This window comes from uncultured Mobiluncus sp. (assembly GCF_947254095.1).
GTDB lineage: Bacteria > Actinomycetota > Actinomycetes > Actinomycetales > Actinomycetaceae > Mobiluncus.
Map to the genome: position 1 here is coordinate 30851 of NZ_CAMYBV010000015.1, position 17001 is coordinate 47851.

Consider the following 17001-nt stretch of genomic DNA (forward strand, 5'->3'; position numbering starts at 1 on the left):
AAATTTTAACGTGTTGAAATTAGAATAATATACAACACGGAATCCTTGGCATTACCGGGAAAGTAACTGGGGAGCCTGGAGAAATAATATTGAAACTCAAAAAATAATTACGTAACGTAAGGCTTGCTAAAATGAGTAAGAGCGCTAACTCATCTCGAAGAGGACCTACGGGACCGCGAGGGGAAACCCGAGAAAGAATCCTCGCCGCGGCTAACGCGGCATTTACCGAACTGGACTATAAACACGCGACCTATCGCGAGATTGCTCGCCGGGCCGCAGTCGACCCGGCTCTCATCGCGTATTACTTCCATTCCAAGGCTCATCTGCTGCGGGAATCATTGGCTCTCCCGGGCGACCCTAAACAGTTGATGACAGCAGCACTGGTGGATGGTCCCCCAGAAGAAACCGGACATCGTTTGGCTGCCACCATTCTGAACACTTGGGAACAAGCTGCTACCGCGGGAACCTTAGAGACGCTGTTTAACCTGTTATTGCAGGACTCGGCAACTCAGCAAACCTTTGCGAATTATGTACAAAACGAAATTATGTCCAGTATCAGGGAACAAATCGGGACGGACTTGGATTTACCAATTGAGTTGATGATGAGCGCGATGCTGGGGGTTTTGCTGTCTCGTTACGTAGTAAAGCTGGAGCCTTTGGTCTCCATGAGTCGCGAGGACCTGATTGCAGTGCTGGGAACGGTGATTCAGCGTCTGTTGGGGCAGCTGGAAACGGTGAGGTAATTCTGACCACAAGTTCTGCATTTCCTCCCTTAGATTCGCCCACTTTTGGCGTGCCATCGCGGAATTGTGCCATATTTCACATATCGTGGATATGTGGAAGAAGATTTGGAACAGCCGGTACAAAGCCCCGGGGAAAGCGCGGAAATTCCCGCCCCCGCTTCCTCTGATCAGGCTGACGCTGCCACCGAGGTCTTGCAGCCTGTAGCAGTCGACCCGGTCCAAGAGCGTCTGGCACTATGGGCCGAAGAAGCATCGGCCTCACCAGGAGCCCGGGGGATACGCGATATTGATGCCCTGGAGAACCTTCTGGATTTGACTGGGGCTCATCCCGCAGGAATAGCCCAGCTGTATGGCGGCCGACTGACAAAGTTATCTTCGTTGCTGCGTGACAGCACCACCTTGGGTGCCGCCCGAGCGGTGATGAGGAAACTTGACGCCGAAAAGAAATCCTCAGTGGCTCGCTGCGGGCTGTACCCCACCAATCTGGTGATTGGGGTAGCAAACTGGACGCAACTGCCGCCTTTTAAAGAATCCGAACGAGGAACACACCCCGAACTGAGCCATTTCAAACTGGAGAAATTCAACCTGCCGGTACTGATGCGCCCCCTGGAACTGGAAGCGGTTGACGGGGACTACACCTTGAAAATGGGCGGATCGGTAGTGATGAACCCGATCCTGGTGAAAGCTTTTCGAGATCGCCATATCGATTGCAATCCTGAAGCCATAATTGCCTCGAGCTTAGAGGACGGCCGCTTGAACGTGACCCCAGCTCTTGAGGCGATTCGTCGGGCAGGACAGGACTTCATACCGGGTTTTGATCTCAAGGAAAACCTTATGGTTGCTAATCTGGGGGTATCCAGCGCAGTACTCAGCTCGGATTGGGACACCATCCTCCCGGTGGCCGGAGATAATCTGCTGGTCAAAGCCTTTGCGGGAGACAAATCGGCAGCTGCCGAGCTCTTGGAGCCGCTGCCTGAAACCAGTCCGGCGGACCGGGACCCGGATTTGGAACGCGGTATTGGCGACTTGGATGTGAGCCAAGCACGAGTTATAGAACTGGTCGCCAGCGGACGTTCCATTTTTGTTGAGGTTCCTCCGGGGGCTCCCGGTTCATCCACTGTTCAGGCGATTTTGGCCGATTGTGGCGCCAGCGGAAAACACGTTTGCTACGTACCGGGAGTGCGCCGAATTGGTAAGGCCACGGTGGAAGGTTTGCAAAAGGCCGGATTGGGCCGTTTCGTGTTGGATCTGACCGGGGCTAGTGAGTGGCGCAGTGCTTTACGAGACCAACTGCTAAGCGGGGACACAGCGTATCCGCAGCCGCCCGTGCCGGTTACGGAGTTGAGCGAAGCTCACGAGAGGCTGCGCCAAACTCGAGACAAACTCAGTGCCTATACACAGCGTTTGCACGTGGTGCGTGAGCCGTGGGGAGTTTCCGCCTATGCCGCCTTGCAGGCTCTCGCCGATTTAACCAGCGCGCAGCCGGGACCGCGCACAAAAGTGAAACTGGAACTTGCCGATGACGAACACTCCAGCAAAGAAGGACGCGAACGGGCTCGTGAACTGCTGACCCGAGCCCAAGATGCCGGCCTGCTAGGGCCGGAACTGCAAGAATCCCCCTGGAAAGGCGTGGTTCTTTCCACCGAAGCGGATGCCCAGGATGTCATCGAGAAAATTCATGCCCTGGCGGACGGTCGCCTAGAAACTCTGCATCAGGAACTTGAGCGGGTCAGCGAAGAAACCGGACTGGTCCTCGCTCCCACGTTGAACGCCTGGAAAGAACAGCTGGGAATGTTGAAGGGAGTGGCGCAATCTCTAGATATTTTCCAACCCGGAATTTTTGAACATTCGGCCGCGGATATGGTCATCGCTACCGCCAGCCGCAAATGGCGACAAGAACGCTCCTTACCGATGAAAGGCAGGGATAAGCGCAGTCTGGTAAAGCAAGCCAAGGATTCGCTACGTCCGGGAGTGGTGCCCAGGGATTTGCATGATGAACTGGTGCGGGTCCAAAGTTTCCGTGACCTGTGGCGCCGCCATGCGCTGCCGGGGGCATGGCCGCGAATTCCGCAAGATTTTGAGGCGGTACAGGAACTTTCGGCGCAAGTTTTTGCCGAGGTTGCGGCACTTGCCCCCATTCTCGGCCAAGTCACCACCCCGGAAGGGGCGAAACCGGAGGAAGTGCCTCTATCCGACCTTCTGAATTTAGTTAAATCCCTAGATGAAACTACGGACCAGGCATTACGTCTGCCCGGGCAGGTGCAGCTGCTAAAGGAACTGAAAGATTCTGGGTTAGGGCCGCTTCTCGACGATTTACGGACCCGGCGAGTACCTGCTGATTTAGCTCTGGCAGAACTGGATTTGGCTTGGTGGTCAGCTATCTTGCTAAAGATTATGCAGAGTGACCCGGTCTTGGCCGGTATTGACGGGGCAGCCATGCACGAGTTGGCGGATACCTTGCGTTCGTTGGATTTGGCACAAATCGAATCGCTACCTTACCCCGTGGCGCGAGCCATGCACGAACTGGCGGATCAAGCGCGCCAAGCCCAAGCTCCGACCGCTGAGGCTTTGCAATCTGTGTTAGAGACTGGGGATACGGCGGCGTTGTCTGACTTCCAAAGTTTTGCCCCCCTCGTTCGCCATCTGCGTCCCGTTTGGGCGCTTTCGCCTTACCTGCTGGCTCAGATTTATGGAAGTTCCACAATCGAAGTTCTGGTTTTGGACCATCTGGATTTCATGAGCTTGTCTCAGGTGATTCCGCTCATTGCGCGGGCGAAGCAGCTGGTGGTGCTCGGTGATTCCCGGCGAGGGTGGACTGGATTTACCCAGGCCGCGGCAAAAGTCCTGCCGGTAGTGTCCCTGCGTTCGGATTTGGGTGAGCTTTCTGAGCAGGTTGCGTTGTTCCTGGCGAGTCACGGTTACGGTGAATCCGTGGCGCCCGTGCCGTCCCCCCGCCCGGCTTCACTGGTGAAACTCCACGTGGTGACCGGTTCGGAAGCGCCTCTGGCACGGGATGGATTGCCTGTAATCTCTCGGGTCGAAATTTCACGAGTGGTGGAGTTGGTCTTGGATCACGCCCTGAACCGAGCCTCCCAGTCTCTGGCGGTGGTCTGTCTGAATCCCGGGGGAGTGGCGCGGATTCGTTCCGCCCTGAGTGATGCCTTGGTAAAAGTGCCGCAGGCTCAGGCCTTTTTTCAAAGTGGAAACGCGCGGGAGCCTTTCGTTGTGGTCGATTCCGCTGCGGCTGGCGGGTTGCGCCGTGACGTGGTCATTATGAGTTTGGGGATGTCCAAGACCCCGCGCGGGCGGGTGCAGTTGAACTTTGGCCCGGTTTCCGGCCCCTCCGGGGTCGCTCACGTGGTGGGTTGTCTGGAAGTCGTGCGCCAACGGCTCGAAATTGTCAGCGCGTTTAGAGCCAAAGAGGTCGATGCGTCCAAGATCAGCGAGCCGGGGGCTCGAATGCTGGTGGATTTGCTGGACTCCGCAGACAACCCTGAAGGTATGGAGCGGGCTTTAACTACCCCGGAATCTTTCGAATCGGAACCGGATCGTCTGCTGGTGGATTTGGCGGAGCGTCTGTGGCGAGCAGGGCTGACGGTGGTACCTCGCTTCGGATTGAACGATGGGATTCAGATTCCCCTGGCCATCGGGTCTGCCGAGCTGCCCAGCGAACTGCTGGTGGCGGTGCTGACCGATGATGACACTTACGTGAAAGAACCTTCCCTGCGTAGGCGGGAGAGACTGTGGCCAGCCCGCTTAGAAGCGGCAGGTTGGAAAGTCATTACCTGTTACACCATGGAAGTTTTTGCGAACCCGGCGGCACAGGCGGCAAAGGTTCGCCATGCGGTGGAAACGGCTTTGGCTAGCCGTCAAGATGCCCTTTCGGTTCCGCTCATCGCAGCTCCCCAAATCGAACTTCCCGAAGAACCTGACAGTCTAAGTTCTGTACTGGACGGTACAGATACATCTTCATCGACCTCCGCCGCGACGCAGGACCCTGAGGAAACCGCTGCTGAGGACATTGTCAAGACAGCCTCCGAAAAGGAGACTTCTGCGGAAAGTCCCGACGTCCCGAACCTTCGCATGGTCGGCACCGCGCGCGGCCCACGTCCCCCGGTTGCTAAAGGGTTACCCCTGGCAGCCTATGGAGACGACCAGTTGGACGAGCTGCTGGAGTGGATTCAATCAGATGGGGTGGCACGAAACGAGGACCAGCAGGTGAACGAACTGCGGGAAACCTTAGAGCTATCGCGTCGCGGCGCCCAAGTCGACGCTGTGCTGCGCCACGTGGTACGTCGGCGTAACGCTGCCTTGTGAGGAAAACGATGGAACAGAACAAACCTACTCCACTTGAAATTTTTGCCGCTCGAAAGGCTCAGACCGAACCGAAACGACAACGTCGGCGAATTCGCAGCCACCGTCGCGCCACTTATATCTCCCAGCAGGACGAAGGCAAAGCCAACCCATTCGCGATTCCCGGCTCAGGAAAACTTGAGGCGACTCCGGAAACACCAGAAGAAATCGACGAATCCAATGACAAACGACTGAAGGCGGACATTCCCCCGCATTTCGGAAAGCTGTAGTCCGGCATCTGCTATCGGCGAACCACGAAACTGAGGTCATAGTCGGCTTTGGCGGCGATGACTCGGCGAGCTTCGTCCTCAGGAGCCGCCAAGTAAGCGATAGAGGCAGAGTTTCCGGTGCCCAAGAAACTCTCTGAGACTGCTTTTACCCCGACGACCCGAGCATTGGAAGCTAACAGTTCCCCATCCACGTTCCCTCCGGAACACCAAATTTCTACCCGCTGCCCGGTCTTGGAGAACCCTGCCACCGCGGGGTCGCTGACTTCGACGGCGAAGGCAACCTCTCCTGTCCGCAGATCCTCCACCGCGTTTTCCACCAACAATGCAGGCTGAAGCACGGTTCCGGAAGACAAGTTAACCGCGGCGGTTTTCCCGATGACACGGTCAGCTTTTTGATAGTGGTATCGGGGAACACCGGAGGGAGCCAGAGCGGAAAGCCCCACGTCTTTCGCGGTAATTTCACAGCCGGCACACACTTCATGTTTGACCACCACTACGGTGGCGGCGGCCTTCTCAGGTAAAAAGAGCGTTACCACAACGAACACGGCCAAGATAGCCAAACCCGCGGCGAGGGGGTAACGCCAATTCCAAAAACGATTTATGTTCATGAGTCCACGCTAGGAAGATGACGGAAAACGCGCCACCACCACGGTTGTCTACCTGTGGAAAACCCGAATTTCACCGCCCTTGTGGAAAACCTCCTGTGATCGAGTAAAACAGCAGTACAAAGGGCCGATGGAAGGGAATTAAGCGGGCAAAATTCCCGACTTTTGAAACTCGGAGCCTGCCAACTTGAAGCAGCAAGAGGGCGTCAACACGCCGGTCACGGGGATGTCGTACTGGTCGGTGGGAAGGATTAGTTCCCGCTGCAACTCATGGGTGTAGCACAGCGCATAGATAGGGGTCTGTTTCTTAACGTAAGGCAAGGCGCGGTCATACCAGCCTCCGCCTTGACCCAAGCGATTTCCTTGTCTGTCCACTGCCAGAGCGGGGGTGATTACCAGGTCCACGGCCGCTAAGGCGGAGGAATCTAAAGCGTCCCCGCTGGGCTCCATCGGTCGGTTCGGGGATCGGTTGGCTAGATCGTCGCGACCGGCATAATAAGCCCAGTCACGGTTGAGCTTGGAACCCAGCTTTGGCACCAATAGCCGCTTGCCCTGCTGATAAAGCGCCTCGATTAGTTCCAGGGTAGGAGGCTCTTTCTTAACTGAGACGTAGCAAGCAATAGTGTGAAAGTCTGCGGCGAACTCCAGCACGCGGTCCCTAATTTCCTGGCCGGCCTGGGAAACCTGGCTATCACTGAGCCGATCCCTAAATCCGCGAATGAGTTGCCTTAACTGCTGCTTAGCGTCTTCGGGTTCCTGCCCACGCAAATCAGGTAAGTTTAGCTCCATCTCATGCACCTTAACATTGTGCCTTAATGTCTCCCTTTTATCAGGTTATTTGGAATAAATACATTAGGCTGGTGTTATGGTTGCTAATGTTAAATGCTCTGTTATTCCCGCTGCCGGTAAAGGTAGCCGTATGTATCCGTTGACAAAATCTGTGCCCAAGGAGCTTCTGCCGCTGGTGGGTCAGCCCGTCCTACTGACAGTTATCGAGGAGGCGCAACGCTGTGGTATCGAGCAGTTCCATCTGATTACAAGTCCTCAAAAGCCTGCCTTGCGCGAATTTTTCACCCCTAGCGAGGACGATAATCCAAGTCACCCCCGCGCATTTACTATGCCGCAGGTTGATTTCGTTACTCAGGAAGTCGCTAAGGGCCTTGGTCACGCCGTCCTGCAGTCTCGTGATATTGTGGGGAATCAACCGTTTGTGGTTCAGCTTCCGGACGATCTCTATCATCCGGAAGACCCATTACTGCAAGCTATGCTGGACGTACATACTGTGACTGGTGGTTGCGTGGTGGCTTTAATGGAAGTGACCACTGAAGAGGCGAAAATGTACAGTTCCGCAACCGTAGAAACAGCTGATTTGAGCGACAAAGTCACTGGCGGTCATGTGGTATTTAAACTTTCAAACATCATTGAGAAACCCAATCCTGAACAAGTACGGTCCAATTACGCTCTGATGGGGCGCTACGTTTTGGATTCTCGTATTTTTGAGATTTTGGCCCAAACTCCACCGGGACGCAACAACGAAATCCAGCTGACCGACGCTCTGGCTGCCTTTGCTGAAATTCCTGTTACGGAAGGGGGCGGAGTCTGGGGGGTTGTTTCCCGTGGACGCCATTTTGATACCGGTAATCTAGCTGGATACGTTCAAGCACAGATCGAACTATCCCTGGAGGATGAGTATGTCGGTAAAACCATGCGTAAATTCATCCAGGGCCTAGCGGATAAGATTTCTGTCAATGAGGATACGCAAGCAGGAGAGTGACGATGCGTTCCGTTGGAGAACATCTGAATCTGTGCCTGCTGGCCGCTGAACCGCTGCCGGAACTGGCAGTGCCCCTGGAAGACGCCGTGGGCTGCGTGTTATCGGCGGATATTATTGCCGAATCCAGCCTGCCCGCAACTGACTTGGCTGGTGGGGATGGTTATGCGGTGCGGGCGCAGGACGTGGCTCACGCTCCCGCAGTCTTACCCGTTACCGCGGACATTCAAGCGGGTGATACCGTGTGGACGCGATTGGTGCCGGGCAGCGCCATCCGGATTGCTTCAGGGGCTCCGCTACCTCCCGGTGCAGATGCAGTGGCGCCGGTGGAGTCAACAGATATGGGCATTTCCCAGGTCACAGTCAACCAGCCGATCTCTCCAGGAGCCTCCGCAATGGTCATTCCCAGCGGTATCGATGTCCCCGGCGGGACAACGGTACTGCGTGCCGGTCAACGTCTGGATGCGCAAAAAATCGCTCTATTAGCGGCTTTGGGTAAGGGACGGGTGCGGGTGCATCCCCGAGTCCGGGTCGTGATTTTGAGCATTGGTGATGAACTTGTAGAGCCGGGAGCTCATCGTGAACCGGGTCAGGTTAATGATGCGAATGGTCATAGCCTGGCCGCCGCTGCCGAGGAAGTTGACGCGAAAACTTTTCGGGTGATGGTTACCGATGAGCGTTCGCGGTTGCGGGAAACTATTGAAGACCAGCTGGTGCGTGCTGATGTGATTGTTACCACGGGAGGTCTATCCTACGGTCCGGCAGATACTGTGAAGGACGTGCTCACGCCTTTGGGCTCCCTACGCTTTGACAATGTGGCCATTGCTCCGGGCCGTCAGTTAGGGGTCGGCAAGTTGGGCGAGGTTCCGATTTATTGTCTGCCGGGTAACCCAGTGGCTGCCCAAGTCGCATTTGAAACTTTTGTGCGCCCGGCTTTGCGAAAGATGGCGGGTTGGTCGAATCTGTACCGTGCTTCCGTGCCGGCAAAAATGTCACGAGGTTGGGTTTCTCCCGCGGAACGTCGTGAGTTTGTTCCCGTGGTTCTGACCGGAAAACCGGGAGAATACCGCGCAGAAGTATTGGGTTCGCATCCGCAGGCTAGACTGGCGGCTCTGGCTCAGGCCAATGCCTTTGCGGTGGTTCCGGAGGACATCACAGAAGTCCAGCCTCAACAAACCTTGCACTGTATGGTTTTGGAATGAGCGTTACAAAATGCGTAATTTGCGAGGTGAGACAGTTTACCCGGGGGCATTTCGGCGGATAATCATCCGGGAAGAAAACCTGAAAGAACGGGGTCTGCAAACGGAGTTCGATTGGCTGGAAGTACGCCAGCTAAAGGGGCGCGACTTTTTCGCCATCGAAAAGTTGCGCATGGGAGACCGGACTTGGTTAGCGCCTTGGGAGGCCGGAGCGCCGCCGGGGTTGGGTCACCCGGTCAGCATGGATGAGTTCGTGAAGGATGCCGCTCGCACCGCGCGCTTGGGTCAGGGGATGTACTTCGGAATCGTTGCCGCAGGCCGCCTAGCTGGCCAAATTTCCCTTAGTTCGGTGCAGCGGGGGGCAGAGATGAGCGCTGCCCTGGGCTATTGGATTAACTCCCGTTTCGCTGGTCGGGGTCTGACTCCGCTGGCCCTAGCTATGGTCATTGATTGGGGTTTTGCCTCCTACGGTCTACACCGTTTAGAAGTGAATATTCGGCCTGAGAATAGCCCCTCACTGCGGGTCATGGAAAAGCTCGGTCTGCGCTATGAGGGATTGCGTCAGCGTTTTCTCTACATTGATGGGGCGTGGCGTGACCATAGTTCTTTCGCAATTACTACGGAAGAATGGCATCCTGGTGACATGGTGGCCAAGTTGGAGATGGCGCGTCAACGTGGCTAGCCGCCGGTCAAAAATTGTTCGCGAGTCAGTGTGAATATTGTTAGCAATGTGGTAGTTGTTAACTGGTGAGGATTCCGCAGCTGGTCAAACTGCGGTATTCCGAGGGGATTACGGAGTGGCGTGACCCTTTTGTACCGCCCGGTCGTTATTTTGGGTTTGTGGGTATCTCTGCATGGATTCTTTTAGGCCTGACACTGGTGGTCATCGGGGTGCTTTTACCCCAGGTGGCCAAATCGCGGCGTCTAATGGGCCAAGCCCGAAACGATGACCGGTTCTCGGACGGAGTGCGCCTTTTGGAACTAGACCAACAGGTGCAGCAACCCCATTCCGTAGAGGTCGCTCTGCATAAAAATCAAGGTCAACTTGGACGAACAGCGACTCGTCCCATTAAGATGGCTCAGGATTTGAGAACCTACACAGAGACGAAGGCCAACCGCGCGGCGGCAGCTTCCAACCGGGTCACTTCGGCTCGTCGTCGCGTTGGCCTGTTGGGTGGCATGGTGTTTGCTTTGGTGGTGGTCAGCGTCTTTGCAGCCACCGGTTTCCTAGCCTGGTGGGTTCTGGCTGCCCCCGTAATGGGTATCGTGGCAACTATCTGGTGGGGGGCGGTAGCGGCGAAGCGCGGTCGCGAGCAAGACCGTCAATTCCAGCAGTCCATTCGGATTCTCGAAAAGCGTTTGGCGCAAAGTCCCGCAGGGAGAGCGGCGTTGCAGTCGGTAGGGATGCGCGGAGCTAAGCAGTGGGCTAGGGTTGCCGCGGCATCGCTAGCAGGAGGAAAACCGGTGCCCGGTACTCTGGCTCAAGCGGTGCAGATAGCTAATGAAGCCGCGCCCGCTACTGCGGTAAGTCTGGCTGAGAACGCAGAGTACCTGACTGATTCGGAACGTCCGGTACAAAATGATAATGAGGCTGAAGCTCAAACAAAGCCGGTAACAGCAGACTCGAGCCCTGATAAAAAGGCAAAATCTGGAACAGAGCCCGGCATTGAAAACGTTGAGAATCCTGTTGAAACTGTGCAGGAAACTACCGCAAAGTGGAATCCTGCTGATCTACCGACCCCGTCCTACACGCTTAAGACGGGTGCCATACGCCAGGTAGTTGTGGAACAAGATTTTCGTGTCGATTGGCAATACGCCCCGGTACCCATGCGTCCGCAGACAGCTCAGATTCTGCCTGCCGGTGAGGCCTTGGCCGCAAAAGACGTGAGTGCGGCTCCGGTGGACTTGGAAAGTATCCTGGAACGTCGCCGCGCCAGCGGAGACTAAAGCGTATTTTCTTTCAATCTCCTGCGCATTTTTGCCGTACTTTCTGAAGGGTCGGAAAAATTGGAAGTTAGCTCCTGCAACCGCTAGAATCTATACGAACCGGGGCATTGGCGCAGTTGGTAGCGCGCAACGTTCGCAATGTTGAGGTCAGGGGTTCGAATCCCCTATGCTCCACCGGACAGACATAATCGCAGGTCAGAGCGTTTTGGGGGTCGGGAAATCGAGTAAAAACCACCCATTAAACCACCCACTTAACGTTTTTAATTACCCGCGAAAGCCGTTCTATCCGTGGATTTACCTGAAAGGACTCGACACCCCTACCTTTACGATTGGAAGTTCGAGCTTGGGCGAAACCGGTTCCGATTCTAGTGTCGTAAATCACAGTCGAACATAAGGAAATGGCCACAGCACCTCAATCGTCTCATCGCTGGAAGAAACTGCGGCATCTGTGCAACCAGATTATCGGTTTCGGGATTGTGGGATTACTGGCTTTCTTTATCGACTACACGCTTTTCGCCTTCCTTTACAAATTCATAGGAATTCATTACCTCATTGCGGCGGTGATTTCCTTCTGCGTTTCCCTAGCCTTCAACTACGCGGCATCGATGCGCTATGTTTTCAGGCACAAGAGCGACATGACTCGCCGACGTGAAATCATCCTGTTCTTCGTCGGTGCCGTCATTGGCTTAGGTATCAACGAAATCATGCTCTACGTCGGCGATGTCGTGTTCCGCATCGACCCTCTCATCACAAAAATCCTCGCCACCGTGGTTGTCGCGGTGTGGAACTTTGTGACGCGGAAAATTTTTTTGGATTCGCGTGAATCAGAAAGTTGACGTGTCAATCACGTAGCGGTAGCGCACCTTGGAATTCACCACGTTTTCCCAGGCTTCGTTGATTTTATCCCCACTGATGATTTCAATCTGGGGTGCGATGTCATGCTCGGCACAAAAGTCCAGGACTTCTTGAGTCTTGGCAATGCCTCCGATGCTGGAACCAGCGATAATCTTTTGATCATTGACGACATTACGCATCAAAAATTCTTGCCTGTGTTCGGGCAGTCCTACTACAGCCACCACGCCTTCAGGCTTCACGCAAGCAACCAGGTCGTCAAGTTCTACCCCATCGCTAAGCGTAGAAACCAGCAGGTCAAACCGTCCTGCCATCGACTCCCAGGTGCCCGGCTCAGAAGTGGGGTGAAGTTCTACGGCTCCAAACCGGCGAGCGTCAGCCTCTTTGGAGCGCGTGCGCGAGATGACGTGAGTCTCGGCACCCAGAGCGGCGGAAATCTGGACTCCCATATGACCCAGACCGCCCATCCCCACGATAGCAACCTTCTTGCCGGGTCCGGCGCCCCAGCGAGTCAAAGGAGAGTACAAGGTGATACCAGCGCACAAAATCGGAGCGGCTTTATCCAGCGGAATGGAATCCGGGATGCGGCAGAGATAGTCTTGTTCAACGGTAATTCCCTGCGAGTAGCCCCCCGCTGTGGGCAGTCCATCGCGTCCCACACAGTTGTAAGTCCAGATGGTGCCGCCGTCGTTGCGGCAGAACTGTTCGCTACCGGCTTCGCAAGCCTCGCAGTGACCGCAGGAATCCACGAAGCAGCCCACGCCGACGCGATCGCCGACCTTAAATTTTGTAACGTTCGTTCCAATCTTGGTAACAACACCCGCAATCTCATGGCCTGGCGTCAGTGGGTAGATAACTGACCCCCATTCGCCACGGCCGGTGTGGATATCAGAGTGACATACCCCGGCATATTTCACCTCAAAATACACTTCAGTAGGGCCGGGCTCACGGCGTTCCAGGGTTACTGGGTGAAAGGGCTGATCGGGTCCGTCCATCGCATAAGCTTTTACTTGCGTCATTGCTTTCCTCCTCAGGTTTTGGCTAAGCCGTGGTGTCGCATAATCGTGAAGCATCGACTCGCCGTGTCGTCATCTCAGCTTAGTTCAATTACGTATGGACCGCTTTGGGTTCTTCTCCTGAAAGTCCATATGCATCGACAAATTAGAATACAAAATATAGGTATAAATTATTTCGATTGAATACTAAAGGGTTTTTGCTACATCCTGAACGACTGAAATAACACCGGTAATCATCAGCTCCACCGCGATGGCGGCGAGCAGCATACCCGCCAATCGCGTCATCACAGCGACGCCAGAATCGCCTAGGAATCGGATGATAGGTGTAGCAAAATGCATAGCGAGCCACGAGGTGAACATCACTGCGAGGGTTCCACCGGTCACCGCGATAACGGACAGGGGATGCTGTCCGGCGTGTCCCATGGCCACCATCAGAGCTACTATTGCTCCCGGTCCTGCCAACAGGGGAGTGCCCAAAGGAACGGCGGCGATATTCAATGAGCCCCCCTCTTCGCCGACAGTTCCCTCCGCACCGGTCAACAGTTGCAGAGCCACAATCAACAGCAGCAGTCCGCCGGAAATCTGTAAAGCTGCGGGACTGATTCCCAACAGGCCGAACAGTTGAAAGCCAAAGAACCCGAATACGAACAGGATGATAATCGCCAACAGGTTAGCCTGCCAAGCGACGGTTTGACGCTGTTTCTTGGGGAGATCTTTGGTTAGAGACATGAACACGGGGAGGTTCCCAAAGGGGTCGATGATTACAAACAATGTGGTGAATGTAGAGATAAACAACCCAAGTTCAGTTTTCATGGACTCCACGATACCCGAAATCAGTTTGCCGGGATAATGCCGGAAATCAGCAGCACCGCGATGAGCCCGCCAATGCACAGACGATAGATGATGAAGGAGTTAAAACTGTGCTTCGAGACAAACTTCAGTAACCAGGCGATAGATACGTACCCAATCACAAACGACATGACCAGCCCCAAAATGGTGGGCACCCAACCTACAGTCGCGCCAATAGTGTCAAAGTTGCTCACTCCTTCCAGAGTTCCCGCGGCAACCAACGCCGGAATCCCCAGGAAGAAAGATAAACGAGTCGCCAAAACCCGGTCAAAGCCCAGGAACAGGCCCGCAGAAATCGTGGCTCCGGATCTCGAAACTCCGGGAATGAGCGAGACACATTGCATTAGGCCAATGAGGAGCGCCTGAATGACAGTGGTTTCATTGTCTGCTTTCGTCGCTTTCTGTGAACCGGGAGTCGGTGTTTTCGCCGCCAGCCGCGCCGCATAGTGGTCGGCAGCGAACAACACTGCTGACCACACCACCAATCCGGCTGCTACGAACCACATGGAACGCAAGCCCGTCTCGATAAAGTCCTTAAACAGCAATCCCACCACGGCAATCGGCACCGACCCAATGATGATGGCCCATCCGAAGCGATAATCGGGATTGTGCCGGACGGACTTGTGAAACAGACCCGTCACCCAAGCCTTTATGATGCGCCAAATATCACTCCAAAAGTACAGTACTGCCGCCGCGATGGCTCCGATTTGAATGACCGCTGTGAAAGCGACCATTCCCACGTCATCAATCTGTTTACCCATCAGGTATTCAGTAATTGTGAGGTGTCCCGTTGAAGAGACCGGCAAGTATTCTGTAATGCCCTCGACGATACCGAGGATTAGCGCTTCCCACCATGACATGGGTTTTATCCTATACGTCGTATCGTGAAACCTTGACAAACGGAACCGGAAGCCCGGGGATTGTTGTATCCTGATTTTGGGTTGGCAATCTGGTGTGAGGGGAAATTTTGGAACAAAACAGTAGAGCTTTGCGCATTGAGGGCTTGTACAAATCTTTTGGAACGCGGGACGTTTTACGAGGTGTTTCCATGAACGTGGAGCCTGGCCAGGTCATGGGTTTTGTGGGGGCGAACGGAGCCGGGAAAACCACAACCATGCGTATTGTGATGGGCATCACTGACGCGAATCGGGGACGGGTAACTTTCGGGGAGGAACCTATTGACGCCACGGTCCGGGCCTCCATTGGATACATGCCGGAGGAGCGCGGCCTGTATCCAAAGATGAAAGTTGGCGAGCAGCTGGAATATTTCGCCAGATTGCACGGTCAGAATCGAAGCAACGCACGCGAATCAACCCAGCGCTGGGTACAACGTTTGGGAGTGTCCGAGCGGCTGAAAGATAATGTGGAAAAACTTTCCCTCGGCAACCAGCAGCGCGTGCAGCTGGCGGCGGCGCTGGTTCACAATCCGGTGATGCTGATTCTCGACGAACCATTTTCCGGATTGGATCCGCTGGCAGTTGATGTCATGAGTGGGGTGTTGCGGGAGTACGCGGCACAAGGGGTGCCGGTCATTTTCTCGTCGCATCAGCTGTCCCTGGTGGAGTCGCTGTGTACGCACGTATCGATTCTTTCGGGCGGGTCCATAGTTGCCTCGGGTGAGGTTGAAAAGCTGCGGCGGGAGGCCGGAACTCCAGTGGTCAGGCTGTGCGGCGACGAAGCCGCCCTAGCGGCGGGGGTGGAAGCCACTCGCAGATTAAACCAGTCGGTACAGTTTATTCCTGGCGGTTTGCTGGTGCCGGTTCTTTCAGACAGCCCTACGGCTCACGCCATACTGCAAGCAGCGGTAGAAGCAGGGGCTGTTACCGAATTCGTCCCCGTGATTCCTTCTCTGGCGGAAATCTTCCGTAACGCCGTGGAGGAAAATGAACCAAAATCCGAGGTAACCGCGACGGTCGTCGCCGAGACTGAGGGCGTGAAAGAGGGGCAGGAATGAAACAAATCATGATTATCGCCGGGCGTGAGTTCTCGGTGCGAATGAAATCCAAATCTGCCATTATCTCTACCATCGTGGGGGTGCTGGTGATGTTAATTGCAGGGGGATTGGCAAATTTCTTTCACCTCTCCGAGGTAGACACCGAAAAAATCGGCGTGACCACCCAAACTCAAAGTTACGCACCGGCCTTTGAACCCGAGACGAATCCCTTTCTGAATACGGCTTCCCCGATGGGGCCGATGTATAAGGTCAAGGGATACGCCGACGATCAGGAATTGGAACAGGCGGTACAAAACAAGGAGATTAGCCTGGGGATTGGCGGCACTGCGAACAAACCGGTGGTGTTCAGCGATGGGCCGGCTTCTCCTACGGCGATGTTGATGATTAACTCCACCGCGCAAAGCGTCATGTTGAGCTCGTATATCGGGAATCTGGGCGGTAGTTTCCAGGAAATCGGTCAGAAAATGCAGCAGGTGCAGGTCGAGGTGAGAGACATCTCAGAGTCCGAGGCTCGCGGGGATGACTTTAACTTCGCTGCTTACCTGGTGGTCATGGTGCTGATTACTCTGCTTTTCGGCACGGTCATGGCATCGGGACAACTGGTGGCTAACGGGGTAGTCGAAGAAAAGTCCTCACGAATAGTGGAAATTTTGGTTTCTACGGTGACTCCTAAGCAGCTCCTCATCGGCAAGATTCTGGGCATCACATTATTGGGAGCTCTGCAAATCGTAATCATGGGCTCAGCCGGACTGGTGGCCTTGTTATTTTCGGGCCTGACCAGCGGAATCCGAATTGACCTGGCCAGTTTCTCCGGCTGGTACATAGTGTGGTTTATCTTGGGCTTAGCGACCTATATGGTGCTATTCGCCGGGGCGGGAGCGCTGGCATCGCGTCAAGAAGATGTTGGCCAGTCCACGCTTCCGCTCATTTTGCTGCAGTTGGGCGGGTTCTACGCCGCCATCTTCTCGGTACTCACTCCCGGAAGCGTGTTCATCAAAGTGGTCTCGCTAATTCCGTTCCTTAACTGCTACGCGATGCCGGCACGTCAGCTTGCCTCCTCCACCGTGGAGTGGTGGGAGCCCTGGCTCTCTATGGTGATAAACCTGGCGATTTTGCCGGTTTTGTTATGGCTGGGAGCGCGGCTGTACCGCAGGGGAATCTTGGCCACCGGTGAACGCATAAAACTGAAGGATGCCTTGCGTCGGGAAGCGGTGTCGTAAACAGTTGAAAACTGGGGGGAAACCCCGGATGTATAACTTCGATTTGACACTGCGTAGGAAACCTACTAAGTTATATATCCGTTGCTCTTGCGACTGACTAAGTCGGTAGAGCGGCAAATCGGGCCTGATGGCAAAGCTACGGAATGAACCGCTGAGGGAGTTCTGTGCTCTAAAATCGGGTTCCCCGGTGCGAGGGAAACTTCGCGCGAGTGGGTTTGTTGGTTTTGATCTCGATAGCGTTTTGTTTTTTGTTTACGCGTTT

The 17001-nt window shown here is 55.0% G+C and carries 15 protein-coding genes and 1 tRNA gene; 11 read left to right on the forward strand and 5 right to left on the reverse strand.

Annotation, left to right across the window (positions count from 1 at the left end):
- Positions 1–131 precede the first annotated feature (131 nt).
- The 3 genes from Q0X47_RS06350 to Q0X47_RS06360 all read left to right on the forward strand — a co-directional run bounded on the left by Q0X47_RS06350 (position 132) and on the right by Q0X47_RS06360 (position 5326).
- Positions 132–743 carry a TetR family transcriptional regulator gene (locus Q0X47_RS06350; RefSeq protein ID WP_297724002.1) on the forward strand — a complete coding sequence of 204 codons (612 nt, stop codon included), beginning with the start codon at positions 132–134 and terminating at the stop codon, positions 741–743.
- Between the two features lie 93 nt (positions 744–836).
- Positions 837–5060, forward strand: a complete 4224-nt coding sequence (locus Q0X47_RS06355; RefSeq protein ID WP_297724004.1) for a DNA helicase — start codon at positions 837–839, stop codon at positions 5058–5060.
- Between the two features lie 8 nt (positions 5061–5068).
- Positions 5069–5326 carry a hypothetical protein gene (locus tag Q0X47_RS06360; protein ID WP_297724006.1) on the forward strand — a complete coding sequence of 86 codons (258 nt, stop codon included), beginning with the start codon at positions 5069–5071 and terminating at the stop codon, positions 5324–5326.
- Positions 5327–5337: 11 nt separating this feature from the next.
- Here the strand turns inward: Q0X47_RS06360 and Q0X47_RS06365 are convergent, their stop codons facing one another.
- Both Q0X47_RS06365 and Q0X47_RS06370 read right to left on the reverse strand, forming a co-directional pair.
- Positions 5338–5934, reverse strand: coding sequence for an SAF domain-containing protein (locus Q0X47_RS06365; protein ID WP_297724008.1), 597 nt, complete (start codon positions 5932–5934; stop codon positions 5338–5340).
- 138 nt (positions 5935–6072) lie between these two features.
- The gene (locus tag Q0X47_RS06370; RefSeq protein WP_297724010.1) at positions 6073–6720 is read right to left on the reverse strand and encodes a 5-formyltetrahydrofolate cyclo-ligase; all 648 of its coding nucleotides are present in this window, start codon (positions 6718–6720) and stop codon (positions 6073–6075) included.
- Between the two features lie 76 nt (positions 6721–6796).
- Between Q0X47_RS06370 and Q0X47_RS06375 the strand changes: the two genes are divergently transcribed.
- From Q0X47_RS06375 to Q0X47_RS06400, 6 genes are all read left to right on the forward strand, one after another.
- Positions 6797–7705 (forward strand): UTP--glucose-1-phosphate uridylyltransferase, encoded by a 909-nt coding sequence (locus tag Q0X47_RS06375; RefSeq protein ID WP_297724012.1) that lies wholly within the window; start codon positions 6797–6799, stop codon positions 7703–7705.
- A gap of 2 nt (positions 7706–7707) precedes the next feature.
- Positions 7708–8904, forward strand: a complete 1197-nt coding sequence (glp, locus tag Q0X47_RS06380; protein ID WP_297724014.1) for a gephyrin-like molybdotransferase Glp — start codon at positions 7708–7710, stop codon at positions 8902–8904.
- Between the two features lie 10 nt (positions 8905–8914).
- Positions 8915–9583: a GNAT family N-acetyltransferase gene (locus tag Q0X47_RS06385; RefSeq protein ID WP_297724016.1), complete on the forward strand. Its 669-nt coding sequence runs from the start codon at positions 8915–8917 to the stop codon at positions 9581–9583.
- 65 nt (positions 9584–9648) lie between these two features.
- Positions 9649–10848: a hypothetical protein gene (locus Q0X47_RS06390; protein ID WP_297724018.1), complete on the forward strand. Its 1200-nt coding sequence runs from the start codon at positions 9649–9651 to the stop codon at positions 10846–10848.
- Between the two features lie 101 nt (positions 10849–10949).
- Positions 10950–11022: transfer RNA gene (locus tag Q0X47_RS06395), tRNA-Ala, on the forward strand.
- 224 nt (positions 11023–11246) lie between these two features.
- Complete coding sequence (locus Q0X47_RS06400) at positions 11247–11684, forward strand: GtrA family protein (RefSeq protein ID WP_297724020.1); 438 nt, start codon at positions 11247–11249, stop codon at positions 11682–11684.
- Here Q0X47_RS06400 and Q0X47_RS06405 read toward each other — a convergent pair.
- The 3 genes from Q0X47_RS06405 to Q0X47_RS06415 form a co-directional block, all read right to left on the reverse strand.
- Positions 11673–12719, reverse strand: a complete 1047-nt coding sequence (locus Q0X47_RS06405) for an NAD(P)-dependent alcohol dehydrogenase (RefSeq protein WP_297724021.1) — start codon at positions 12717–12719, stop codon at positions 11673–11675. The genes Q0X47_RS06400 and Q0X47_RS06405 overlap by 12 nt on opposite strands.
- Before the next feature lie 183 nt (positions 12720–12902).
- The gene (locus Q0X47_RS06410; protein ID WP_297724024.1) at positions 12903–13529 is read right to left on the reverse strand and encodes a MarC family protein; all 627 of its coding nucleotides are present in this window, start codon (positions 13527–13529) and stop codon (positions 12903–12905) included.
- A 20-nt stretch (positions 13530–13549) separates the two neighbouring features.
- Positions 13550–14425: an undecaprenyl-diphosphate phosphatase gene (locus Q0X47_RS06415; protein ID WP_297724026.1), complete on the reverse strand. Its 876-nt coding sequence runs from the start codon at positions 14423–14425 to the stop codon at positions 13550–13552.
- A 188-nt stretch (positions 14426–14613) separates the two neighbouring features.
- Here Q0X47_RS06415 and Q0X47_RS06420 point away from each other — a divergent pair, with 188 nt between their 5' ends.
- Both Q0X47_RS06420 and Q0X47_RS06425 read left to right on the forward strand, forming a co-directional pair.
- Positions 14614–15519 (forward strand): ABC transporter ATP-binding protein, encoded by a 906-nt coding sequence (locus tag Q0X47_RS06420; protein ID WP_297724035.1) that lies wholly within the window; start codon positions 14614–14616, stop codon positions 15517–15519.
- Complete coding sequence (locus Q0X47_RS06425) at positions 15516–16739, forward strand: ABC transporter permease (protein WP_297724028.1); 1224 nt, start codon at positions 15516–15518, stop codon at positions 16737–16739. The genes Q0X47_RS06420 and Q0X47_RS06425 overlap by 4 nt, the downstream gene beginning before the upstream one ends.
- Positions 16740–17001 lie beyond the last annotated feature (262 nt).

Excerpts from the sequence above, each read along its gene's own strand:
- Q0X47_RS06350 (WP_297724002.1), top strand. The coding sequence starts at position 132 with ATGAGTAAGAGCGCTAACTCATCTCGAAGAGGACCTACGGGACCGCGA.
- Q0X47_RS06360 (WP_297724006.1), top strand. The coding sequence starts at position 5,069 with ATGGAACAGAACAAACCTACTCCACTTGAAATTTTTGCCGCTCGAAAG.
- Q0X47_RS06365 (WP_297724008.1), bottom strand. The coding sequence starts at position 5,934 with ATGAACATAAATCGTTTTTGGAATTGGCGTTACCCCCTCGCCGCGGGT.
- Q0X47_RS06370 (WP_297724010.1), bottom strand. The coding sequence starts at position 6,720 with ATGGAGCTAAACTTACCTGATTTGCGTGGGCAGGAACCCGAAGACGCT.
- Q0X47_RS06375 (WP_297724012.1), top strand. The coding sequence starts at position 6,797 with ATGGTTGCTAATGTTAAATGCTCTGTTATTCCCGCTGCCGGTAAAGGT.
- glp (WP_297724014.1), top strand. The coding sequence starts at position 7,708 with ATGCGTTCCGTTGGAGAACATCTGAATCTGTGCCTGCTGGCCGCTGAA.
- Q0X47_RS06385 (WP_297724016.1), top strand. The coding sequence starts at position 8,915 with ATGCGTAATTTGCGAGGTGAGACAGTTTACCCGGGGGCATTTCGGCGG.
- Q0X47_RS06400 (WP_297724020.1), top strand. The coding sequence starts at position 11,247 with ATGGCCACAGCACCTCAATCGTCTCATCGCTGGAAGAAACTGCGGCAT.
- Q0X47_RS06405 (WP_297724021.1), bottom strand. The coding sequence starts at position 12,719 with ATGACGCAAGTAAAAGCTTATGCGATGGACGGACCCGATCAGCCCTTT.
- Q0X47_RS06410 (WP_297724024.1), bottom strand. The coding sequence starts at position 13,529 with ATGAAAACTGAACTTGGGTTGTTTATCTCTACATTCACCACATTGTTT.
- Q0X47_RS06415 (WP_297724026.1), bottom strand. The coding sequence starts at position 14,425 with ATGTCATGGTGGGAAGCGCTAATCCTCGGTATCGTCGAGGGCATTACA.
- Q0X47_RS06420 (WP_297724035.1), top strand. The coding sequence starts at position 14,614 with ATGAACGTGGAGCCTGGCCAGGTCATGGGTTTTGTGGGGGCGAACGGA.
- Q0X47_RS06425 (WP_297724028.1), top strand. The coding sequence starts at position 15,516 with ATGAAACAAATCATGATTATCGCCGGGCGTGAGTTCTCGGTGCGAATG.